22 protein-coding genes and 1 riboswitch are annotated in these 20,517 nt (G+C 71.8%); of the genes, 12 read left to right on the top strand and 10 right to left on the bottom strand.

Features of this window, described 5'->3' with window-relative positions; genetic code table 11:
• Positions 1 to 2 precede the first annotated feature (2 nt).
• The gene (locus ABZZ74_RS34655; RefSeq protein WP_356771831.1) at positions 3 to 752 is read right to left on the bottom strand and encodes a LytTR family DNA-binding domain-containing protein; all 750 of its coding nucleotides are present in this window, start codon (positions 750 to 752) and stop codon (positions 3 to 5) included.
• Between the two features lie 78 nt (positions 753 to 830).
• Here ABZZ74_RS34655 and ABZZ74_RS34650 point away from each other — a divergent pair, with 78 nt between their 5' ends.
• From ABZZ74_RS34650 to ABZZ74_RS34620, 7 genes are all read left to right on the top strand, one after another.
• Entirely contained in the window at positions 831 to 1,316 is a 486-nt protein-coding gene (locus ABZZ74_RS34650; RefSeq protein ID WP_133047614.1) for an Lrp/AsnC family transcriptional regulator, read from the top strand.
• A gap of 118 nt (positions 1,317 to 1,434) precedes the next feature.
• Entirely contained in the window at positions 1,435 to 2,307 is an 873-nt protein-coding gene (gene ddaH, locus ABZZ74_RS34645; RefSeq protein ID WP_356771829.1) for a dimethylargininase, read from the top strand.
• A complete protein-coding gene (rocD, locus tag ABZZ74_RS34640) occupies positions 2,304 to 3,524 on the top strand; it encodes an ornithine--oxo-acid transaminase (protein WP_356771827.1) in 1,221 nt (406 codons plus the stop codon). The genes ddaH and rocD overlap by 4 nt, the downstream gene beginning before the upstream one ends.
• A gap of 111 nt (positions 3,525 to 3,635) precedes the next feature.
• Positions 3,636 to 6,098: a SpoIIE family protein phosphatase gene (locus ABZZ74_RS34635; RefSeq protein ID WP_356771825.1), complete on the top strand. Its 2,463-nt coding sequence runs from the start codon at positions 3,636 to 3,638 to the stop codon at positions 6,096 to 6,098.
• Between the two features lie 33 nt (positions 6,099 to 6,131).
• Entirely contained in the window at positions 6,132 to 7,361 is a 1,230-nt protein-coding gene (locus tag ABZZ74_RS34630; RefSeq protein WP_356771823.1) for a SpoIIE family protein phosphatase, read from the top strand.
• Between the two features lie 84 nt (positions 7,362 to 7,445).
• Complete coding sequence (locus ABZZ74_RS34625; protein WP_356771821.1) at positions 7,446 to 8,438, top strand: alpha/beta fold hydrolase; 993 nt, start codon at positions 7,446 to 7,448, stop codon at positions 8,436 to 8,438.
• A gap of 95 nt (positions 8,439 to 8,533) precedes the next feature.
• Positions 8,534 to 9,265: a lysophospholipid acyltransferase family protein gene (locus ABZZ74_RS34620; protein ID WP_356771819.1), complete on the top strand. Its 732-nt coding sequence runs from the start codon at positions 8,534 to 8,536 to the stop codon at positions 9,263 to 9,265.
• 66 nt (positions 9,266 to 9,331) lie between these two features.
• On the opposite strand, the gene ABZZ74_RS34615 is transcribed toward ABZZ74_RS34620, so the two are convergent.
• The 8 genes from ABZZ74_RS34615 to ABZZ74_RS34580 form a co-directional block, all read right to left on the bottom strand.
• Positions 9,332 to 10,930, bottom strand: coding sequence for an alpha/beta hydrolase (locus tag ABZZ74_RS34615; protein ID WP_356771817.1), 1,599 nt, complete (start codon positions 10,928 to 10,930; stop codon positions 9,332 to 9,334).
• A 131-nt stretch (positions 10,931 to 11,061) separates the two neighbouring features.
• Positions 11,062 to 11,820 (bottom strand): urease accessory protein UreD, encoded by a 759-nt coding sequence (locus ABZZ74_RS34610; protein WP_356771815.1) that lies wholly within the window; start codon positions 11,818 to 11,820, stop codon positions 11,062 to 11,064.
• Positions 11,817 to 12,494 (bottom strand): urease accessory protein UreG, encoded by a 678-nt coding sequence (ureG, locus tag ABZZ74_RS34605; protein ID WP_356771813.1) that lies wholly within the window; start codon positions 12,492 to 12,494, stop codon positions 11,817 to 11,819. Before ureG ends, ABZZ74_RS34610 begins: the two co-directional genes overlap by 4 nt.
• A 78-nt stretch (positions 12,495 to 12,572) precedes the next feature.
• The gene (locus ABZZ74_RS34600) at positions 12,573 to 13,247 is read right to left on the bottom strand and encodes an urease accessory UreF family protein (protein WP_356771811.1); all 675 of its coding nucleotides are present in this window, start codon (positions 13,245 to 13,247) and stop codon (positions 12,573 to 12,575) included.
• Positions 13,247 to 14,968, bottom strand: a complete 1,722-nt coding sequence (locus ABZZ74_RS34595) for an urease subunit alpha (RefSeq protein ID WP_356771809.1) — start codon at positions 14,966 to 14,968, stop codon at positions 13,247 to 13,249. The genes ABZZ74_RS34600 and ABZZ74_RS34595 overlap by 1 nt, the downstream gene beginning before the upstream one ends.
• A complete protein-coding gene (locus tag ABZZ74_RS34590; RefSeq protein ID WP_356771807.1) occupies positions 14,961 to 15,272 on the bottom strand; it encodes an urease subunit beta in 312 nt (103 codons plus the stop codon). Before ABZZ74_RS34590 ends, ABZZ74_RS34595 begins: the two co-directional genes overlap by 8 nt.
• Positions 15,273 to 15,286: 14 nt before the next feature.
• A complete protein-coding gene (locus ABZZ74_RS34585) occupies positions 15,287 to 15,589 on the bottom strand; it encodes an urease subunit gamma (RefSeq protein ID WP_010355509.1) in 303 nt (100 codons plus the stop codon).
• An 89-nt stretch (positions 15,590 to 15,678) separates the two neighbouring features.
• Positions 15,679 to 16,329, bottom strand: a complete 651-nt coding sequence (locus tag ABZZ74_RS34580) for a TetR/AcrR family transcriptional regulator (RefSeq protein WP_356771805.1) — start codon at positions 16,327 to 16,329, stop codon at positions 15,679 to 15,681.
• 113 nt (positions 16,330 to 16,442) lie between these two features.
• On the opposite strand from ABZZ74_RS34580, the gene ABZZ74_RS34575 reads away from it, so the two are divergent.
• Positions 16,443 to 17,444 (top strand): ABC transporter permease, encoded by a 1,002-nt coding sequence (locus ABZZ74_RS34575; protein WP_356771803.1) that lies wholly within the window; start codon positions 16,443 to 16,445, stop codon positions 17,442 to 17,444.
• 86 nt (positions 17,445 to 17,530) lie between these two features.
• On the opposite strand, the gene ABZZ74_RS34570 is transcribed toward ABZZ74_RS34575, so the two are convergent.
• Positions 17,531 to 17,809, bottom strand: coding sequence for a type II toxin-antitoxin system Phd/YefM family antitoxin (locus ABZZ74_RS34570; RefSeq protein WP_133047599.1), 279 nt, complete (start codon positions 17,807 to 17,809; stop codon positions 17,531 to 17,533).
• An 88-nt stretch (positions 17,810 to 17,897) separates the two neighbouring features.
• Here ABZZ74_RS34570 and ABZZ74_RS34565 point away from each other — a divergent pair, with 88 nt between their 5' ends.
• The 4 genes from ABZZ74_RS34565 (at position 17,898) to ABZZ74_RS34550 (ending at position 20,506) form a co-directional block, all read left to right on the top strand.
• Entirely contained in the window at positions 17,898 to 18,533 is a 636-nt protein-coding gene (locus ABZZ74_RS34565) for an ATP-dependent Clp protease proteolytic subunit (RefSeq protein WP_356771800.1), read from the top strand.
• 7 nt (positions 18,534 to 18,540) lie between these two features.
• The gene (locus ABZZ74_RS34560) at positions 18,541 to 18,849 is read left to right on the top strand and encodes a hypothetical protein (RefSeq protein WP_240864825.1); all 309 of its coding nucleotides are present in this window, start codon (positions 18,541 to 18,543) and stop codon (positions 18,847 to 18,849) included.
• A gap of 337 nt (positions 18,850 to 19,186) precedes the next feature.
• Positions 19,187 to 19,400, top strand: a riboswitch (cyclic di-AMP (ydaO/yuaA leader).
• Between the two features lie 3 nt (positions 19,401 to 19,403).
• Positions 19,404 to 19,877 (top strand): C40 family peptidase, encoded by a 474-nt coding sequence (locus ABZZ74_RS34555; protein WP_356771798.1) that lies wholly within the window; start codon positions 19,404 to 19,406, stop codon positions 19,875 to 19,877.
• 80 nt (positions 19,878 to 19,957) lie between these two features.
• Positions 19,958 to 20,506, top strand: a complete 549-nt coding sequence (locus ABZZ74_RS34550; RefSeq protein WP_356771796.1) for a DUF6328 family protein — start codon at positions 19,958 to 19,960, stop codon at positions 20,504 to 20,506.
• Positions 20,507 to 20,517 lie beyond the last annotated feature (11 nt).

The following is a 20,517-nucleotide window of genomic DNA, read 5'->3' as shown; positions in this document are numbered from 1 at the left end:
GCTCAGGGCCTCCTCATCAGCAGGTCCCGCAGCTCACGCGCGTGACGCCGGCTCACCTGCAGCTCCTCGCCGCCCACCAGGACGCTCACCGTGCCCGCGTCCAGGCGGAGTTCGCCGACATGGCGCAGGGCGACCAGATGGCGGCGGTGGATGCGGACGAAGCCGCGGGTGCGCCAGCGGTCCTCCAGGGTGGACAGCGGGATCCGTACGAGGTGGCTGCCCTTGTCGGTGTGCAGGCGGGCGTAATCGCCCTGCGCCTCGACATGGGTGATGTCGTCGACCGCCACGAAGCGGGTGACGCCGCCGAGTTCGACCGGTATGTGGTCGGGGTCGGGCTCGTGGACGCGGATGCGCGGGGCGTTGCCGGTGAGTTCGGCGGCCCGGCGGACCGCCTCGGCGAGGCGCTCCTTGCGCACGGGCTTGAGGACGTAGTCGACGGCCTCGAGGTCGAAGGCCTGCACCGCGAAGTCCTCGTGGGCGGTGACGAACACGATGTGCGGCGGCTTGGCGAACCCGCTCAGCAGCCGCGCCAGGTCCAGGCCGTCCAGCCCGGGCATCTGGATGTCGAGGAAGACCACGTCGATCGCCTCGGGCCCGCCCGGCCCCGACTGGAGAGCCCGGTTGATGCGGCGCAGCGCCTCGGTCGCGTCGCCCGCGCCCTCCGCGCTGCCGATGCGGGGATCCGCGTTCAGCAGGTACAGCAGTTCCTCCAGCGAGGGGCGTTCGTCGTCGACGGCGAGGGCACGCAGCATGAACCCGGAGTGTAGGTGGAATCCCGACGCGTGGACATGTCCCGGGAAGTGGACGTTCGCGCTGGATACAGTGCCGACATGAACAGCGGTCCGGCCCCCTTCGACGACACCGACCGGAAGATCGTCACGGCCCTGATGGCGAACGCCAGGACGTCCTTCGCCGAGATCGGCGCGGCGGTCGGGCTGTCGTCCACGGCGGTGAAGCGGCGCGTGGACCGGCTGCGCGAGACCGGCGTGATCACCGGGTTCACCGCCACCGTCCAGCCCGCGGCGCTGGGCTGGCGCACGGAGGCGTACGTCGAGGTCTACTGCGAGGGCGCGGCGCCGCCGCGGCGGCTGGCCGAGGTGGTCCGCAACCATCCGGAGATCACCGCCGCCATGACGGTGACCGGCGGCGCGGACGCCCTGCTGCATGTCCGGGCCCGGGACGTGGACCACTTCGAGGAGGTGCTGGAGCGCATCCGCACGGAGCCCTTCATCCGCAAGACGATCAGCGTGATGGTGCTGTCGCATCTCCTCCCGGAATCCCCGGAGGCGGGGGCCACGCAACCGGCACCCGAATAAACCCCCGAATAAACATCCGAGTGCGCAGCAAGGCTGCGTGATACCAGTCGAAGACGCAGCATTCCTGCGCGGACACGCAATTCTCGTTGCTTGTCGCCCCGCTCCGTCACTTCCTACCTTGGTGTCAACCCTCACTCGACACCCCAGGAAGCGGAGGAACCCCTCTGTGTCCGACTCCCGTGTGCCGCGCCGGCGGCGGTACCTCGTCTGCGAACCCAGACACTTCGCCGTGCAGTACGCGATCAACCCCTGGATGCAACCCGATGTCCGCGTCGACGTGGACCTGGCCCAGGCCCAGTGGCAGGCGCTGATCAGCGCCTACCGGACCCACGGCCACACCGTCGACTCCGTGGAGCCGGCCCCCGGCCTGCCGGACATGGTCTTCGCCGCGAACTCGGCGGTCGTCGTGGACGGCCGCGTCTTCGGCTCCCTCTTCCACGCGCCCCAGCGGCGCCCGGAGTCCACGTACTACGACACCTGGTTCAAGGCGGCCGGCTTCGCCGTCCACCGCCCCGAGTCCGTCTGCGAGGGCGAGGGCGACCTGGTGTGGACGGGCCGGTACATGCTGGCCGGCACCGGCTTCCGCACGACCCGCGAGGCGCACCGCGAGGTGCAGGAGTTCTTCGGCCACCCGGTGATCAGCCTGACGCTGGTGGACCCGCGCTTCTACCACCTGGACACGGCGCTGTTCGTCCTGGACGACTCCGCCGAGGGCAACAACGTGGCGTACTACCCGGAGGCGTTCTCCCCGGGCAGCCGCGAGGTGCTGGCGCGGCTGTACCCGAACGCGGTGCACGCCACCCTCGACGATGCGCTGCACTTCGGCCTCAACTCCGTCTCCGACGGCAGAAACGTCTTCATCGCCCCCCAGGCCGAGTCCCTGGCCGCCTCCCTCGCCGACCGCGGCTATGTCCCCGTGCCCGTCGACCTGTCCGAGTTCCGCAAGGCAGGCGGCGGCATCAAGTGCTGCACCCAGGAGATCCGTTCATGACCGCTCCCGTGACCACGCGTTCGTCCGCCGACCTGATCCGCGCCGAGGAACCGGTCCTGGCGCACAACTACCACCCGCTGCCCGTGGTCGTCGCCCGTGCCGAGGGCACCTGGGTCGAGGACGTCGAGGGCCGCCGCTACCTGGACATGCTGGCCGGCTACTCGGCCCTCAACTTCGGCCACCGCCACCCGGCGTTGATCGAGGCCGCGCACCGCCAGCTGGACCGTCTGACCCTCACCTCCCGCGCCTTCCACAACGACAAGCTGGCCGAATTCGCCGAGCGGCTGGCCGAGTTGACCGGCCTGGACATGGTGCTGCCGATGAACACCGGCGCCGAGGCGGTCGAGTCCGGCATCAAGGTGGCCCGTAAGTGGGCGTACGACGTCAAGGGCGTCCCCGCCGACCGGGCGACGATCGTGGTCGCCGCGGAGAACTTCCACGGCCGTACGACGACGATCGTCAGCTTCTCCACGGACGAGACGGCACGGGCGGGCTTCGGCCCCTTCACGCCCGGCTTCCGGATCGTGCCGTACAACGACCTGGCCGCGCTGGAGGCGGCGGTCGACGAGACGACGGCCGCCGTGCTCATCGAGCCCATCCAGGGCGAGGCGGGCGTGGTCATCCCGGACGAGGGCTACCTCACCGGTGTGCGCGAGCTGACCCGGCGCACGGGCTGCCTGTTCGTCGCGGACGAGATCCAGTCGGGTCTCGGCCGCACCGGCCGCACCCTCGCCGTGGAGCACGAGTCGGTCGTGCCGGACGTGCTGCTGCTGGGCAAGGCCCTGGGCGGCGGCATCGTGCCGGTGTCCGCGGTGGTCGCCCGCCGGGACGTGCTCGGCGTGCTGCGGCCGGGCGAACACGGCTCGACGTTCGGCGGCAACCCCCTCGCGGCGGCGGTCGGCACGGCCGTGGTCGAGCTGCTGGAGACCGGCGAGTTCCAGCGCCGGGCGGCCGAGCTGGGCGTGGTCCTGCGCGGCGGGCTGACCGGGCTCGTCGGCAAGGGCGTCACCGGGTTCCGTGCCCGGGGCCTGTGGGCGGGCGTCGACATCGACCCGGCCATCGGCACCGGCCGTGAGATCAGCGAACGCCTCCAGCGCGAGGGGATCCTGGTCAAGGACACCCACGGTTCGACGATCCGGCTGGCGCCGCCGCTGACGATCACGGCGGAGGAGCTGACGGGCGCGCTGGGTGCCCTGGAGAGGGTGCTGGGTTCCTGACCCCGGTGGGGGTGGTCCGGCCACCCCCACCCTTTGCGCGTCCCTGATGCCCGAAGGGTGAAGATTGGGTCAAGAGGTGGTAGACCACTCTCAGCGACAGAGAGGTCGGCCGTGGGCACTCACGAGGAACAGGACGTCGCCGGTCAGCGGTTCGACGTGGCCGATGCCGCGCCGCTGCTGATCGATGCGGACGGCGTGGTGCGCAGCTGGACCCGGGACGCCCAGCGGCTGCTGGCGTACACGGCCGCCGAGGTGGTGGGCACCGGGGTCGGCGGTCTGCTGGCCACGGAGGACGCAGAGCGGATGCCCGAGCTGGCCGAGCGGTGCCGCAGGGACGGCGGGTGGGCCGGGCTGCTGACGGTCCGGCGAAAGGGCGGCCGGACGGTCCGGGTCATGGTGCGCATCACTCCCGCGGTGGAACCCGGCGGCGCGGCCCGCTGGCTGGTCCTGCTCTCCGACGTGGCCGCCGGGGCGCGCGGCTGGGACATGAGCCGTACGGTGCTGGAGCAGATGGTGACCGGCTCCCCCGTCGGCATAGCGATCGTCGACGTCAATCTGCGCTGCGTCTGGTCGAACGCGGCGCTGGAGCAGTTCGGCGGCGGTTCGGCCCGGGACCGGCTGGGGCGGCGGCTGGCGGAGATCCAGCCGGGCATCGACTCCGAGGCCATCGAGGCGCAGATGCGGCGCGTGCTGGAGACCGGCCGGCCGGTCGTCGGGTACGAGCACGTCGGTCAGGTGCGCTCGGCGCCGCACCGGGCGACGGCGCACATGATGTCGTTCACCCGTCTCGAGGACGACGGCGGCCATCCGATGGGCGTGTACTACACGGTCGTCGACATGACCGACAAACACCGCGCCCGGCAGCGGCTCGCCCTGCTGGACCGGGCCGGCGAGCACATCGGCCGCACCCTGGACATCACCCGGACCGCCCAGGAGCTGGCCGACGTGGCCGTGCCGGAGCTCGCCGACTACGTCTGCGTGGACCTGTTGGAGTGGGTGCTGCGCGGCGCGGAACGCGCTCCGGGGCCGCTCGGCGACCAGCAGCGGGTGCCGTTGCGCAGGGCCGGCCAGCAGTCCGTGAACCCGGGCGTCCCGGAGGCCGTCGTCGCGATCGGGGAGGTTGCCACCTACCTCGCCGGCTCGCCGCCGGTCCGCTCGCTGGCCACGGGCGTGTCCTGGCGCGAGGAGCGGCTGGACCCGCTGGCCAAGGAGTGGGCCACCGACATAGCGGGCGACCGCGCGGCCACCTTCCTCGATCTGGGTCTGCACAGCGTGATGATCGTGCCGGTCCGGGCGCGGGGCGTCACCCTCGGCGTCACCAGCTTCTTCCGGCGGGGCCGGCAGGAGCCGTTCGACGAGGACGACCTGAGCCTGGCCGAAGATCTGGTGTCGCGGGCGGCCGTCTGCGTGGACAACGCCCGCCGCTACACCCGGGAGCGGGACGCGGCCCTGGTCCTCCAGCGCAGCCTGCTGCCACACCGGCTGCCCGAGCAGGACGCGGTGGAGGTGGCCGCCTGCTACCGGCCCGCCGACGAACTGACGGGGCTTGGCGGCGACTGGTACGACCTCATCCAGCTCTCCGGCGCCCGGGTCGCCCTGGTCGTGGGCGAGGTGCCGGGCCACGGCATCGACGCCGCCGCCGCGATGGGACGGCTGCGGACCGCCGTACGGACCCTGGCGGCGCTGGACCTGCCGCCGGAGGAAGTCCTCGCGCACCTCGACGACCTGGTGGCGAGCACCGCCCGGGAGGAGGGGGATGAGCCGGGGGCGGCCGGCCTCCAGGCCGTGGGCGCCGGGTGCGTGTACGTCGTCTACGACCCCGTCGACGGACAGTGCACCATGGCCGCGGCGGGCCATCCCGCGCCCGCCGTCGTGCTGCCCGACGGCTCGGTCACGTTCGTGGACCTGCCGCAGGGATCGCCGCTCGGCGCGGGCGGCCCGCCCTTCGAGGCCGTCGAGCTGGCGCTGGCCGAGGGCAGCGTCCTCGCCCTGCACACTGACGGGCTGCTGGCCCGTGAGGAGCGCGACTGGGCGGTGGACCCCGACCGCGACCGGCTGCGTCTGGCGCTCGCCCGGCGCGCCGCATCGCTCGACCTGACCTGCCGGGCCGTGGTCGACGCGCTGGTCCCCGTACGGCCGCACGACGACGTGGCCCTGCTGATGGCGCACACCCGTCTGCTGGGTGCCGACCAGGTCGCCGACTGGGACCTGCCCGGCGACCCGGCGATCGTGGCCACCGCCCGCAAGGAGGCCGCCCGGCAGCTGGCCGAGTGGGGCCTGGACGACCTGGTTTTCACCACCGAACTTGTGGTGAGCGAGCTGGTCACCAACGCCATCCGGCACGCGGAGGGACCCATCCGGCTGCGGCTGATCCGCGAGCGCGCCCTGATCTGCGAGGTCTCCGACGGCGGGGCCACGGCCCCGCATCTGCGTCATCCGCGCACCACCGACGAGGGCGGCCGGGGACTGCTGCTGGTCTCCCAGTTCTCCCAGCGCTGGGGCACCCGCTTCGTGCCCGAGGGGAAGGTCATCTGGGCCGAGCAGTCGCTGACGCAACCATCACCGGACATGTGAAAATATCCCAGACCCGGCAGTGAGGCGGACGCCATGAACCAGGCCGAGATCGACTACGCGGCGGTGTTCCAGTGCCTGCCGGGGATGGTGGCGCTGCTGACGCCCGACCTGGTCTACGCCGACGCCAACGAGGAGTTCCTGCGCAACGCCGGGCGCACCCGTGCGCAGGTCGTCGGCCGCTATCTGTTCGACGTCTTCCCGGACAACCCCAACGACGACGGCGCGACCGGCATGCGCAACCTGGCCGCCTCGCTGCAGCGCGTGCTCGACACGCGCGAACGGGACACCATGGCGCTCCAGCGCTACGACGTCGAGGATCCCGACCAGTCCGGGCAGTGGGAGGAGCGCTACTGGAGCCCGGTCAACGCGCCGGTGCTCGGCCCGGGCGGCAACGCGGTGCTGCTGGTGCACCGGGTCGAGGAGGTCACCGAGCTGATCAAGGCCCGCGGCAGTCCCAGTGGCACCAGGGCCCGCGTCATGGAGGCCGAGCTGTACACCCGCGCCCGCGAACTGCAGGAGCTCAACGAGCGGCTGCGCCAGGCGCACGCCCGTGAGCGCGAGGTCGCCCTCGCCCTGCAGGAGGCGATGCTGCCCGCCCACCGGCAGGTCGGCCATCACGCCGCCGCCGTGCGCTACCGGCCCGCGGTCGGCGCGCTGAACGTGTGCGGGGACTGGTACGACCTCGTCGATCTCGTCGGCGGCAACCGCATCGGCGTGGCGGTGGGCGACGTGGTCGGGCACGGACTCGCGGCCGCCGGGGTCATGGGCCAGCTGCGCAGCGCGCTGAGCGCGGCGTCCCGGGTGGCCGTCGGGCCCGCCGAGGCCCTCAACGTCCTGGGCCGGTACGCGCACGTGGTGGACGGCGCCGAATCCGCGACCGTCGTCACGACGTTCATCGACTTCGACGCCCACACGATCACCTACAGCAGCGCGGGCCATCCGCCGCCGGTGCTCGTCCACGCCGACGGCCGCATGAAGTTCCTCGACCAGGCCACCGACCCGCCGCTGGACGCCCGCCCCGACCCGTTCCCCCGGCCGGAGGCCCGCACGACCTACGACCACGGCGCCACCCTCGTTCTGTACACCGACGGCCTCGTCGAACGCAGAGGCGAGGACATCGACACCGGCCTGGCCCGCCTCGCCGACTCCCTCCGCAAACACCGTGAGGAGGACCCGGAACGCCTCGCGGACTCGGTGCTGCTGGAGCTGCTGCCGCCGGGGGGCGCGACCGACGACACCGCTCTGGTCATCGTGCGGCTGTGAGGGGTGACGGTGTCGCCATGTACACCCCCGACCGGGTGGACAGGGCGATGGTGGGGCGGCGCGGGCGTTCGTAGCGTCGTAGCCATGACAGCCAACGAGAACCTCAACACACCGGCCACGCACAGCAGTTCGCCGTCCCGTCGGCGCGCGCTGCGGGGGCTGGCGGCGGCGGCCGGGGGCGGAGTCCTCGCGACGGGCCTGGGCAGCGGGACGGCCCGGGCGGCCGGCAGGGCGGCCGTGCGGACGTACGTCCTGGTCCACGGAACGCACAGCGCCGGCGCCTTCTGGACCGCGATCGGACGGGAACTGGCGCTGCGCGGTCACCGGGTCGTCGCGGTGGACCAACCCCTGCACGGCACCGAGAAGTTCATCCCGAAGGCCTACCAGACCCAGGACCTGCGGGCGCTGGCGACGGAACCCTCGCCGGTCGCCGCGCTCTCGCTGGACGACTTCGAACGCCGGGTGACCCAGGCGGTACGGCGGGCCGCGCGGCTCGGCGGGCCCGTAGTGCTGGTCGGACACAGCATGGGCGGGCTCTCGGTGAGCCGGGTCGCCGACACCGTGCCCCAACTCCTCGCCCGCATCTGCTACATGGCCGCCTTCTGCCCGAGCCGCAGCATGCCCTCCCTCAACGACTGCGCCTCCTCGCCCGAGGGACAGCAGGCCATCACCCCGCTCCGACTGGTGGGCGATCCGGGGGCGTTGGGCGTGCTGCGTCTCAACTGGCGTACCGCGGACCGCCGGGAGCTCGCCGTGTTCAAGGAGATGATCTGCGCCAATTACTCGGACGCCGGGTTTCTGCGGGTGCTCGACGGCATGCAGACCGACGAGTCGATGACGGCGTACGGCGACCGGGCGGTGGGACGCGCGGGCGCCTGGGGGCGGATCCCGCGCACCTACCTGCGCTTCGGCAAGGACAGGACGGTGGCGACGGCCCTGCAGGACCGCATGATCGCGGAGGCCGACGCGCTCACCCCGCACAACCGTTTCACGGTGCACGATTTCCCCGATTCCGGCCACCTCGGTCCCGAAGATCCCGCACGCGTCACGGACGTCCTCCACGGCCTGCCCCTGTAGCCCCCCGCTCCTCTACACTGGCAGCCCCACAACACGCCGGTTGACCTGCCAGAACTCGGCGGCCGAGGCGATCCGCCGGAGTGAGGAGCGACCCCTTGTTCTACTACGTGCTCAAATATGTGTTGCTGGGACCTCTGCTGAGACTGGTCTTCCGGCCTCGCATAGAAGGACTCGAACACGTCCCGGACTCGGGCCCGGCCATCGTCGCCGGCAACCACCTGTCCTTCTCGGACCACTTCCTGATGCCGGCCATGCTCAAGCGCCGCATCACCTTCCTGGCGAAGAAGGAGTACTTCACCGGCCCCGGCATCAAGGGCCGGCTGACGGCGGCCTTCTTCCGCAGCGCCGGCCAGATCCCGGTCGACCGCACCGGCAAGGAGGCGGGCCAGGCGGCCATCCGCGAGGGCCTGGGGGTGCTGCGCAAGGGTGAGCTGCTCGGCATCTACCCGGAGGGCACCCGCTCGCACGACGGCCGCCTCTACAAGGGCAAGGTGGGGGTCGCGGTGATGGCTCTGAAGGCCCAGGTGCCGGTGATCCCCTGCGCGATGATCGGCACCTTCGAGGCCCAGCCGCCGGGCAAGGTCATCCCCAACCTCCACCCCGTCGTCATCCGCTTCGGCAAGCCCCTGGACTTCTCCCGCTACGCCGGCATGGAGAACGAGAAGGCGATCCTGCGGGCCATCACCGACGAGATCATGTACGCGATCCTGACGCTCTCCGAGCAGGAGTACGTCGACGAGTACGCGGCCGTCGTCAAGGCGCAGCAGGCCGAGGCCGAGGGGATCGCGGGCAAGGAGCACCGGTTCCCGCGCATGCCGCTGGGGTGAGACGCGTCGAGCACGGGTGAGGGGCGGCCGGAGTTCCGGCCGCCCCTCACGTCGTACAGCTGCCGGTTACGGCTTGGGCGTCGCGTGCGGGGTGCACGTGACGTCCGCGGCGTCCAGCTTGCCGCTCAGCAGGTAGGCGTCCACCCGCTGGTTGATGCAGGGGTTGACCAGGCCGGTCACACCGTGCGAGCCCGCGTCCTTCTCGGTGATCAGGCGGGAGCCCTTGAACCGCTGGTGCAGTTCGACGGCGCCGTCGTAGGGGGTGGCGGCGTCACGCGTGGACTGCACGATCATGACCTGCGGCAGACCCTTGTGGGTCTTCACGCTCACCGGGGTCTGCTGCTTGACCGGCCAAGTGGCGCACGGCAGGTTCATCCAGGCGTTGGCCCAGGTCATGAACGGGTAGTTCTTGTTGAGCGCGGTGTTGTCGCGGTCCCACTTCTTCCAGCTGGTGGGCCACTTGGCGTCGGTGCACTCGACGGCCGTGTAGACGGCGTTGCCGTTCTCCGAGGTGATGTTGCCCGCGGTGTCGGACATGTCCGGGGCGGCCGCGTCGACGAGCGCCTGGGTGTCACCGGCGAAGTACTTGCTGAAGACCGTCGCGACCGGCACCCACGAGGAGTCGTAGTACGGGGCGCTCTGGAAGAAGGAGATCAGCTCGGCCGGGCCGACGACCCCGCCGATCGGGTTCTTCTTGGCGGTGGTGCGCAGCTGGAGCCACTTCTCCTGGACCGCGGCACGGGTGGTGCCGAGGTGGAAGGCGGCGTCGTTGGCGGCGACCCAGTCCTCCCAGTCCTTCCAGCGGCCCTCGAAGGCGACGTCCTGGTCCAGGTTGGCCTGGTACCAGATCTTCTCGCGGGAGGGGTTGACGACGCTGTCCACGACCATGCGGCGCAGGTGGCCCGGGAAGAGCGTGCCGTAGACGGCGCCGATGTAGGTGCCGTAGGAGACGCCCAGGTAGTTGAGCTTCTTCTCGCCGAGCGCGGCGCGGATGACGTCCAGGTCGCGCACGGTGTTCGGCGTGGTCATCTGCGCGAGCACCGCCTTGCCGGTGCGCTCGGCGCAGCCCTTGGCGTACTCGGCGGCCAGCTTGCGCTGGGCCAGCTTGTCGGCCTCGCTGTCCGGCACCGGGTCGGCCTTGGGCGCCTTGACGAACTCCTGCGGGTCCTCGCAGGAGATGGGCGCGGAGTGGCCGACGCCGCGCGGGTCGAAGCCCACGAAGTCGTAGGCCTTGGCCACGTTGGCCCACACCGGGTTCTTGTTGGTGACGCGGGTCGGGAAGCGCATGCCGGAGCCGCCGGGACCGCCGGGGTTGTAGACGAGGGCGCCCTGGCGCTCCTCCTTGGTCCCCGTGTTGCCGATGTGGTCGACCGCGAGCTTGAGCTGCTTGCCGTACGGGTGCGCGTAGTCGAGCGGGACGCTGACCCAGCCGCACTGGATGGGCTTGGCGAAGCCCCAGTCGGCGGGGCAGTCCTGCCAGTCGATGCCGGCCTTGGCGGCCCGCGCGGCGGCGATGGCGGCGCCCTTGGCCTCCCGGTCCTGGCCGTGCTGTGCGCTTGCGCTCGCGGTGGGCGCCACGACCGCGCCGGCTATGAGCGTCGCCGTGACGAGCGCTCCGGCCGAACCGAGCACCGTCGTCCGCCTGTTCGGTCTGATAACCCTCAAGTGAGGTCCTCCCCCTACATCTATTCGATTGACAGGGGGATCCTCGCGGCTGTGAGCTGCCTGGGAACAGGGGTCGTTGACCTTCTTTACCATTCCGATAACCGGGGATGGGTGTCCCGCTGAGCGGATACTCAGGCCACCAGGCCCAGCGCCTCGTCCAGCACCCGCCGCAACCGCAGCGCTTCCCCGGCCACGGCACTCACCAGTACGGCGGGCCCGGCGAGCGGTGCGACGACGGCCCCCTCCCCCAGCACCCGCGCCGGTATCGGCCGCGCATCGAACTCCGGTCGTACGACGACCAGTTGCCCCACGGCCCGGTGGCCGCCCAGCACGGCCGGACCGTCCCATCCTCCCGGCGCCCCGGGTCCGCAGGCGAGTTCCTGATCGAGTACCACCCGCCCCCCCACGCGCACCGTGAGACGGCTGCTCAACCGCCCGGGTTCCTCCCCCACCCGCCCGAGCACCTGCTCCTCCCGCAGCACGAGCCGCCCCCCGGCTCCGACCTCGACGCGTGTCCCGACCCGCAGATCGCTCCCGCCCGCGGAGATCAACTGCTCGGGCAGCCACTGAACTTCAGCCCCGTCGGCCACCCTGAGCCGCACGTCGTACCGCGCCTCGCCCTTCGCCTGCCCCGGCAGGGCGATGGTGGCCGCGGCCGACCCGACGCGAAGCCGAGCGCCTTCCTCGACGTCCGCCTCCACGGTGAAGTGGTCTCCCCCGAGCGGCCCGCTCATCGCCCCGACGAGCATGACGCGCGCCTCGCTGCCACTGCCCCGGGTCCGCCGCAACGCCAGCGGCCCCTCCCCCTCCAGCACCGGCAACGACGTACCGCCCCTGCCGTCCGCCCGCGCGAGGATCCGCGCGGTGGCCCGTACCCCGCTCACGCTCACGCCGACCACGCGGCGAGCTGCCCCCGCACCCAGCCGGCGACGTCCCCGACGCCCGCCTCGCTTCTCAACGACTGGAATACCACCGGCAGTTCGGCCCGCTGCGCCTTGGCGTCCGCGGCCATCCGCTCCAGATCGGAGCCCACGTACGGCGCGAGATCGGTCTTGTTGACGACGAGCAGGTCGGCGGTGGTGACGCCCGGCCCGCCCTTGCGGGGGATGTCGTCGCCGCCCGCGACGTCGATCACGAAGATCTGCGCGTCCACCAGCCCCTTGGAGAAGGTCGCGGTGAGGTTGTCCCCACCGGACTCGACCAGGATGAGATCGAGCGGACCCACCTCGTCCTCGAGGTCCTCGACGGCCTCCAGGTTGGCGGAGATGTCGTCCCGGATGGCGGTGTGCGGGCAGGCGCCCGTCTCCACGGCGCTGATCCGCTCGGGCGGCAGCACGGCCTCCCGGAGCAGGAACTCGGCGTCCTCGCGGGTGTAGATGTCGTTGGTGACGACCGCGAGGGACAGCTCGTCGCGCAGCGCGCGGCAGAGGGCGGCCACGGTGGCGGTCTTCCCGGATCCGACGGGCCCGCCGAGCCCTATCCGCAGGGCACGGCGCGATCCGTCGGGCCGGCGGGCGTCGGCGCTGACGGCGGAGGGGCCGTCGTGGGAGTGGTCGAGGTGCATGGGTACGGCTCCAGGGGGGATATGGGGGGAAACAGGCGGTACGGGGACGGATGGCGGGCCGCGAGGCGAATTCGGCGGTTACGACGCGAACAGGCGCACAGCCCAGGCCGCGTGCGCCTCGGCGCCGACTTCCAGCAGGGGCGCCGAGCTCGCGGGCAGCGCGTCGACCCCGTCGTCGACCGCCCGCCGAGCGGCCTCCGCCGCCCGGTCGACGACCAGGTCGAGTTCGGGCGCCAGTCGGGCGAGGACTCCGGTCGCGTCGAAGGGGTTGAGGCTCAGCAACCGCACCGTCGCGCTCGCCGGCCCGCTCACACTCTCGTAGGCCGCGCAGTAGGCGGCGTCCACGGGCTCCAGTCCGGCCGCCCGAGCGGCGAGTCCCAGCACCACGGGCTGATGGGCGCCCTTCGGGAACTGCCGTGCGACGGCGTCGAGTTCGTCCGAGGGCCAGGTCGCCCGGGCGGCGCGCATCAGCTGCCTGCCGAGCCTGCGCGCGGCGACGCGCAGGGCGGGGGAAGGCGTGCGCGCGTCCGCGGCGGCGTCCAACTCGCCCGGGGCCACGCCGAGTACGGCGGCGGCGGCCAGGGCGGCGGCGACCAGCCCCGCCGTGTGCAGGCGCCCCCGGCAGAAGTCCTCCAGGCTCGCGGCGCCGGTGACGCGCCCCGCCTTCACGGCCGCCTCCGCCCCGCCGGAGTGCGCGTGCCCTCCGGCGGGGAACCGCCCGTCGGCCAGAACCAGTAGTGCGGCCCTGGACATCAGAACAGGAAGTAACGCTGGGCCATGGGCAGTTCGGCGGCCGGAGTCGCCTCGACGAGCTCGCCGTCGATGTGCACGGCGAAGCTGTCGGGATCCACCCGCACCCGCGGCCGCGCGTCGTTCTCCCGCATGTCCGCCTTGGTCACCCCCCGCGTCGACTCGATGGCGACGAACCGCTTGCCCAGCTGCAGCCGCTCCGGCAGCCCGTCCTCGATCGCCAACGGCGCCACGAAATTGAAGGAGTTGGCGGCGGGAGCCCGCCCGATCGCGCCGTACATCGGCCGGGGCAGGATCGGCTGAGGCGTCGGGATGGACGCGTTGGCGTCGCCCATCTGCGCGTACGCGATCTGTCCGCCCTTGAGGACGAGATGCGGCTTGACCCCGAAGAACGCGGGCTCCCACAGCACCAGGTCGGCGAGCTTCCCGCTCTCCACGGAGCCGATCTCCCGGGCCAGTCCCTGGGCGAGCGCGGGGTTGATCGTGTACTTGGCGACATAGCGCCGTACCCGGTGGTTGTCCGCTCGTCCGTCGCCGGGCAGCGCGCCCCGGCGCAGCTTCATCACGTGCGCCGTCTGCCAGGTGCGCAGGACGACCTCGCCGACCCGGCCCATGGCCTGGGAGTCGGAGGAGATGATCGAGATGGCGCCCAGGTCGTGCAGTATGTCCTCGGCGCCGATGGTCGAGGGCCGGATCCGCGACTCGGCGAAGGCCAGGTCCTCCGGGACCGCCGGGTTGAGGTGGTGGCACACCATCAGCATGTCGAGGTGTTCCTCGGCGGTGTTGACGGTGTAGGGGCGGGTCGGGTTCGTCGAACTCGGCAGCACGTGCGGCTCGGAGACCACGGTCATGATGTCCGGCGCGTGCCCGCCGCCCGCGCCCTCGGTGTGGTAGGCGTGAATGCCGCGGCCGTTGATCGCGGCCAGCGTGTCGCCGACGAACCCGGCCTCGTTGAGGGTGTCGGTGTGGATGGCGACCTGGATGCCGGTGCGGTCCGCCACCGTCAGCGAGGCGTCGATGACGGCCGGGGTCGACCCCCAGTCCTCGTGCAGCTTCAGGCCCAGCGCGCCGCCCCGGATCTGCGACAGCATCGCCTCGTGCGAGACGGTGTTGCCCTTGCCGAGGAAGCCGATGTTGAGCGGGTACTGCTCCATCGCCTCCAGCATGCGCGCCAGATGCCACGGTCCGGGCGTGACCGTCGTCGCCTTCGAGCCCTCGGCCGGGCCCGTGCCGCCGCCCACCAGGGTCGTGATGCCGGCGGACAGCGCCTCGTCGGCGATCTGCGGGCAGATGAAGTGGACGTGCGCGTCGACCGCGCCCGCCGTCAGGATCCGCCCGTTGCCCGCGATGACCTCGGTCTCCGGGCCGATGACCAGGTCCGGGTGGACCCCGTCCATGGTGTCGGGGTTGCCGGCCTTGCCGATCCCGGTGATCCGGCCGTCGCGGATGCCGACGTCGGCCTTGACGATGCCCCAGTGGTCGACGATCACCGCGCCGGTGATGACGGTGTCCGGTGTGCCCTCCGCGCGCGTGGCACGGGACTGGCCCATGGACTCGCGGATGACCTTGCCGCCGCCGAACACGGCCTCGTCACCGGCGAGTCCGGGACCGCCGGAGCGATCCTCCTCGATCTCGACGACCAGATCGGTGTCGGCGAGCCGGATGCGGTCGCCGGTGGTGGGGCCGAACAGGTCGGCGTACGCGGCACGGGAGATCTCAGGCATCGAGGGCACCTCCGGTCTGCCCGCGCAGGCCGGGAACGATCCGGGCGCCGCTGATCGGGACGAGTTCGACGTCCACGGGGATGCCGGGTTCGAAGCGCACGGCCGTACCGGCGGCGATGTTCAGACGCCTGCCGTGCGCGGCGGCGCGGTCGAAGTCCAGGCCGGGGTTGGCCTCGGCGAAGTGGTAGTGGGAGCCGACCTGGACGGGGCGGTCGGCGGCGTTGAGGACGGTCAGCCGGGTGACCTCGCGGCCCTCGTTGTAGACGATCGGGTCCTCGGCGAAGAGGATCTCTCCGGGAATCATGGCGGCCCTCCCCGTCAGACGATCGGGTCGTGGACGGTGACGAGCTTGGTGCCGTCCGGGAAGGTGGCCTCGACCTGGACGTCGTGGATCATCTCGGGGATGCCCTCCATGACGTCGTCGCGGGTGAGGAGTTTGCGCCCGGAGGCCATGAGTTCGGCGACGGTGCGGCCGTCGCGGGCGCCTTCGAGGATGTGCGACGTGATGAGGGCGACCGCCTCGGGGTGGTTGAGCTTCAGGCCGCGCGCCCGGCGCTTCTCGGCCACGTCGGCCGCCACGTGGATGAGCAGCCTCTCTTGCTCGTGCGGGGTCAGTTGCACGTCCCACCTCACAGTCCTCGCTCCGGGCCCGTGCGGGGCCCGGTCGCCGCAGCCACGGGGCAAAGTCCCTGGTGGCGTGGATCGGCAGGCTAGTTGGACCGCGTTTCAGGCACGTTAACCGCGCTGTGATCCCGCACGCTCGTCAACGCCCGTAGACCGTCCCCCAGGATCTCGGCGGGCGCCGGGCCGAACAGGGCCTGCTGGGCGATGAAGCCCATCGCGGTGGCCATCATCGTGCGGGCCACATGGTCGGGGGAAACGTCCGACCGCATGATCCCTGCCTCCTGGTAGGCGGCGACGATCCGCGACCAGGTTTCCTGGACTGCGCTGTAGCCCTCGCGCAGCACGACCGCCAGGTCGTCGTTGCGCAGCGTCTCCGCCCACACCTGGATGACCAGTCCCGGGAGCGCGGGCCGGCCGTCCACGGTCAAGTCCTCCTTGGCGGCCAGGACGCGGCTGAGGACCGACGTCACGAGGAGGTCGGGCGGCGGGGGCGGGCTGCTGCGGGCGGCCTCCTCGAAGCCCCGGCGCACCTGGGCGAGCACCTCGCGCACGATCGCGGCGATCAGCTCCTCCTTGCCGCTGAAGTAGCGGTACACGGCCCCGGCGGACAGGTCGACCTCCTTCAGCACGTCCTGCATGGACGTGGCGTGGAAGCCGTTGCGCGCGAAGCAGCGCGCCGCGCCGTCGAGGATCTGCCGGCGGCGGGCGTCGAGGTGTTCCTGGGATACGCGGGCCATGGCCCCAAAGTAAAACGAACATTCCTTCTTGACAAGCGAACACGGCGGGGGGACGGTGGTGGGACAGTTAAAACGAACGATCCTTCTTTTTGTAGACCTCCGAAAGGTGCCCCATGTCCGCCACCCGCACCAGGCCACCCGTTCGCCGCCTGATCGCGGTCGTCGTGCTCGTCCCGGCCCTCGCCGCCCTCGCCCTGTGGGCCTTCGCCTGGCCGGCCGCCCGCACCGCGCCCCGCGACCTGCCGCTCGGCGTGGCCGGACCGGCCACGGCCACGGCCCAGTTCGAGCAGCAACTGACGCGGCACAAGGGGGCGTTCGAGATCCACCACTACGCCGACGAGGCCGCCGCCCGTCGCGCGGTGGAGGACCGGACCGTATACGGAGCGGTCGCCGTCACCCCCCGGGGCCCGGAGCTGCTGACCGCCTCGGCCGCGAGCCCGGTGGCCGCGCAACTGCTGCAGCAGGCGGTGGCCCGGCAGGCACCGGCAGACACCCCGATCCGGACCGTGGACGTGGTTCCCACCCCGGCGAAGGACCCGCGTGGCGCGGTCCTGAACTCCAGCGTGCTGCCGCTCGCCCTGGCCGGGATCGCGGCCGGCGCGGTGGTGAGCCTGCTGGGCCTGCGCGGCGTCCGTGCCGTGGCCGCGCTGGTCGGTGCCGCCGCCCTGGTGGGCGCGGTGGCGGCCGGCATCGCGCACAGCTGGCTCGGGGTGCTGACCGGGGACTGGTGGACGGAGGCTGGTGTGCTCGGTCTCGCGACGCTGGCCGTGAGCGCCGCGGTCGCGGGACTCTCGGCGCTGCTCGGACAGGCCGGCATCGCACTGGGCACGGGGGTGGTGATGCTGCTCGGCAACCCGTTCTCGGGCGCGGCCTCGGCGCCACGGCTGCTGCCCGAGCCGGTGGGCACGATCGGCCAGTGGATGCCGCCCGGCGCGAGCGCGACCCTGCTGCGCTCGGTGTCGTACTTCGACGGCGCCGCGGCGGCCGGACCCGCGCTGACGCTGACGTGGTGGGCCGCGCTGGGCCTGGGCGCGGTCCTGCTCGGCAGCGCCCTCAGGAAGCGCACCCGCGCCACCGAGGCCACCACCGGGCGGGAGCTCGCCCCGGTGGGCTGACCGCGCGCCCCGGAACCGGCCGTGCGCCCCGCCGTAGCGGACGGGGCGCACGGTCTTTCGCGTGCCCCAGGAGGCTTTCGCGTGCCCTAGGAGGCGCCCGGGCCCCGGTGGTGCGCGGCGATGCCGAAGCGCTGTTGTTCGCGGGGAGCGGACGTCACCTCGCGCACCGAGGAGACCGCGCTGATCACCTGCTCGTCGGCGGGCTGGTCGAGCGCGTCGAGCCGCTCCAGGTCGGCGGCGGAGACCAGGGCGACGAGGGGCTTGCCGTGCCGTGTCACGACGACGCGCTCACCGCCGTACACCACCCGGTTGATCAGGTCGGCGAGTTCAGCCCTGGCTTGCGTCACCGGAATCTCGTAGGCCATACCCCCATCATAACGTCACGTACATCCTGTACATTTTTTACAGAGACAGCTCAGCGAGAGATCGCTCTGCCGCGAGGAGGGGTATGCCATGACCCGACCGTCCGCCCGTTACGTCCTGCCCGAGTTCACCGAACGCACGAGCTCCGGGCACCGGACGATGGATCCGTACTCGAAGCTGCTGGAGGAGCGGATCGTCTTTCTCGGGACCCAGATCGACGACACCTCGGCGAACGACGTGATGGCGCAGTTCATGCACCTCGAGTACCAGGACCCGGACCGGGACATCGCGCTGTACATCAACTCCCCGGGCGGCTCGTTCACCGCGATGTCGGCGATCTACGACACGATCCAGTACGTCGGCTGCGACGTGGAGACGGTCTGCCTGGGCCAGGCCGGTTCGTCCGCCGCCGTGCTGCTGGCGGCCGGCACCCCGGGCAAGCGCGCCGCGCTGCCGGGCGCCCGGGTGGTGCTCCACCAGCCGGCGCTCTACGAACCGGTGCAGGGTCAGGCCAGCGATCTGGCCATCCAGGCCGCGGAGTTGACCCGGACGCGGGCCCGGCTGGAGGAGATGCTGGTGCGGCACACCGGGCGCAGCCCGGAACAGGTGAGCGCGGACATCGAGCGGGACAAGATCCTCGACGCCCAGGGTGCCCTGGAGTACGGGCTGGTGGACCGGATCATCCCCAGCCGCAAGGACACCCTCGCGCCGCCCAGCGGGAGGTGAGCGGCCGGTGCTGCCACCCGAACTCCCTCCGCTGCCCGCGCTCACCCGCGCCGAGGGCGAGCTGATCGACCGTTATCTCGACGTCGTCGACCTGCTGGGCCGGATCAACCCGGCGCACCACGGGGACACCTACCGCGGACTGCGCGCCGCCCAGGCGCTGGTGGCCAAGGCGGCCGAACTGCGCGACGCGCTCGCCCTGATGCACCAGCGCGGTGAGACGGAGCTGCACGCCGAGACGCTGGGGCGGGCGCTTCGGGTGCTGGACGGGGAGCGGCGCACGGCCCGGGTCACCGTGCCGCCGGACTCCGCCAGTTGAGGTGCGTCCAGAGGTGCGGACGCCCCGGCCGGGTCGCGGGGCGTCCGGACCGGCGTTGAAACGGACCAAAAGGCGTACCCCCCTTTGGAGTAGACGCGGATCCTTTTTCGCGACCGTTCAAGTTGCGCAACGCGCGTAGCCTCAGGGCGGAATGGGACATTCCATGCCTGGTCCGAGCCTCCTCGGGGTCGTCTACGCCGCCTCGAACACAGGGGTGTCCACCCGAACGGGTGAGTGGTGAGTAACAACACAAACCCCCGATTCCATTGGGATTTTCGGACATCCGTGAGTCAAGATCCCTGTCTGACGACAAGCCCCCGCCACAACGGCGGGGCGGTCCGGGCGGACGCCGAGTCCTGCCGCCGCCCGGATGACCGGTCGACAGGAAGTGGATCGGCAGGAGTGGAGGACCCAAGCACGACGGGTCGCCGGGACGGTCACGCCATGACCGAGCCCGAGCAGCCCTTGGGGTGAAGCCGCGTCAGCGGCCGGGCAACTTCGCCAGCCCGAATCCGACAGGTCATCCTTCACAGGCGGCTGACGAAGGGTTGCGCATGACTGCGCTCAATCGTGTCCCGTCGCTGATGGTCCGGGCCGGTACGGCCTCGGCTCTCACCCTGGCCGCCGTGGGCGGCTCCGTCGTGATCCCGGGCGTCGCATCCGACGCCGCGGCCGCGACGCCGGCGACGAAGGCGCTTCAGGTAGCGGCGTCCAAAAAGGGTTCCCCGTACAAGTGGGGCGCCACCGGACCTCGCCGCTTCGACTGCTCGGGCCTCACGCTGTACTCGTACAAGGCGGCGGGCAAGAAGCTGCCCCGTACGGCGGCCCAGCAGTACAACAAGACCCACCACATCTCCGCGAAGAGCCGCAAGGCCGGAGACCTCGTGTTCTTCCACTCGGGGTCGAACGTCTACCACGTGGGCATCTACGCCGGGAAGGGGAAGATCTGGCACGCCCCCAAGACCGGGGACGTGGTGAGGCTGCAGAAGATCTGGACCAGGAGCGTCTGGTACGGCCGGGTCAGCTGACTCTCCCGTGGGGCGGCGTCGGACCTGACCCGCCGCCGCCCCACGGGCCTGACGGGGACCGGAATGGTTACCCGTACCCCATGGACCACCACCATCCGTCCGCACGCAACGAGACCCCGCTGGAGCGCGCCGACCGCAACTTCGTCGAGCTGCTGCAGGAGCTGCGCGTCACCCAGACCGGCGTGCAGATCCTCTTCGCCTTCCTGCTCAGCCTGGCCTTCACCCAGCGCTTCACCTCCCTCGACGCCTTCCAGCGCGGCACGTACGTCACCACCCTGCTGCTGGCGGTCCTCGCCGCCGCGCTGTTCACCGCCCCGGCAGCGCTGCACCGCTCGCTCTTCCAGAAGGGCGCGAAGCCGCTGATCGTGCAGGTCTCCTCACGACTGGCGACCGTCGGCATGGCGGTGCTCGTCCTCGCGTTCACCGGATCGGTGCTGCTGGTGGTGGACGTGACCACGGACCTGGCCGGCGGGCTGACGGCGGGCGCGGCGACCCTGCTGGTGTGCGTGGGGCTGTGGGGGCTGCTGCCGCGTCTGGTGAGCCGGGCCGCCCGCTCGCAGACCGGCTCACGGCCCGTGGAGCCGCGGACCGAGGACGCGGAGGACCGGGAGATGGCGCACCGGTCGTAGAGAGAGCCGGG

This window comes from Streptomyces sp. NPDC006476, from assembly GCF_040612015.1.
GTDB lineage: Bacteria > Actinomycetota > Actinomycetes > Streptomycetales > Streptomycetaceae > Streptomyces > Streptomyces griseorubiginosus_B.
The sequence above is the reverse complement of the archived record's forward strand: the minus strand, read 5'-3'. Positions and strand labels throughout refer to the sequence as shown.

Excerpts from the sequence above, each read along its gene's own strand:
- ABZZ74_RS34590 (WP_356771807.1), bottom strand. The coding sequence starts at position 15,272 with ATGATTCCCGGAGAGATCCTCTTCGCCGAGGACCCGATCGTCTACAAC.
- ABZZ74_RS34575 (WP_356771803.1), top strand. The coding sequence starts at position 16,443 with ATGTCCGCCACCCGCACCAGGCCACCCGTTCGCCGCCTGATCGCGGTC.
- ABZZ74_RS34595 (WP_356771809.1), bottom strand. The coding sequence starts at position 14,968 with ATGCCTGAGATCTCCCGTGCCGCGTACGCCGACCTGTTCGGCCCCACC.
- ABZZ74_RS34650 (WP_133047614.1), top strand. The coding sequence starts at position 831 with ATGAACAGCGGTCCGGCCCCCTTCGACGACACCGACCGGAAGATCGTC.
- rocD (WP_356771827.1), top strand. The coding sequence starts at position 2,304 with ATGACCGCTCCCGTGACCACGCGTTCGTCCGCCGACCTGATCCGCGCC.
- ABZZ74_RS34655 (WP_356771831.1), bottom strand. The coding sequence starts at position 752 with ATGCTGCGTGCCCTCGCCGTCGACGACGAACGCCCCTCGCTGGAGGAA.
- ABZZ74_RS34570 (WP_133047599.1), bottom strand. The coding sequence starts at position 17,809 with ATGGCCTACGAGATTCCGGTGACGCAAGCCAGGGCTGAACTCGCCGAC.
- ABZZ74_RS34625 (WP_356771821.1), top strand. The coding sequence starts at position 7,446 with ATGACAGCCAACGAGAACCTCAACACACCGGCCACGCACAGCAGTTCG.
- ABZZ74_RS34580 (WP_356771805.1), bottom strand. The coding sequence starts at position 16,329 with ATGGCCCGCGTATCCCAGGAACACCTCGACGCCCGCCGCCGGCAGATC.
- ABZZ74_RS34550 (WP_356771796.1), top strand. The coding sequence starts at position 19,958 with ATGGACCACCACCATCCGTCCGCACGCAACGAGACCCCGCTGGAGCGC.
- ABZZ74_RS34630 (WP_356771823.1), top strand. The coding sequence starts at position 6,132 with ATGAACCAGGCCGAGATCGACTACGCGGCGGTGTTCCAGTGCCTGCCG.
- ABZZ74_RS34565 (WP_356771800.1), top strand. The coding sequence starts at position 17,898 with ATGACCCGACCGTCCGCCCGTTACGTCCTGCCCGAGTTCACCGAACGC.
- ureG (WP_356771813.1), bottom strand. The coding sequence starts at position 12,494 with ATGCACCTCGACCACTCCCACGACGGCCCCTCCGCCGTCAGCGCCGAC.
- ABZZ74_RS34555 (WP_356771798.1), top strand. The coding sequence starts at position 19,404 with ATGACTGCGCTCAATCGTGTCCCGTCGCTGATGGTCCGGGCCGGTACG.
- ABZZ74_RS34600 (WP_356771811.1), bottom strand. The coding sequence starts at position 13,247 with ATGTCCAGGGCCGCACTACTGGTTCTGGCCGACGGGCGGTTCCCCGCC.